We start from the raw sequence: 274 nt of genomic DNA, 5'->3' as shown, positions 1-274 counted from the left end.
GAGGTCGGCCTCGGAGACGACGGCTTGGTCGAGCGGGATCGGCCACTCGATGGCGAGCCCGGGGTCGGCGAGGTTCACGAAGGTGTAGGTCCTCTTGAGCTCGAGGGACCAGTGGGCGTCCACCAGGTAGGTGTAGGCGGTGCCGTCCTCCAGGGCCTGGAAGGAGTTGCCCACGCCGCGCGGGACGTAGATGGCCCTGGACGGGTCGAGCGTGCAGGTGAACACCCTGCCGAAGGTCTCGCTGCCCTCGCGCAGGTCCACCCAGGCGCCGAAG

Annotated in this window: 1 protein-coding gene; it reads right to left on the bottom strand. The window is 69.3% G+C overall.

The features are described 5' to 3' along the window. On the bottom strand, positions 1 to 225 hold a 225-nt coding region (locus DWY51_RS09610; protein WP_233504581.1), incomplete at its 3' end, for a dTDP-4-dehydrorhamnose 3,5-epimerase family protein. Between the last annotated feature and the right edge of the window lie 49 nt (positions 226 to 274).

Origin of the sequence: Collinsella sp. AF25-2LB, from assembly GCF_003458415.1 — a bacterium.
GTDB lineage: Bacteria > Actinomycetota > Coriobacteriia > Coriobacteriales > Coriobacteriaceae > Collinsella.
This window is presented reverse-complemented; position numbering and strand designations above follow the sequence as displayed.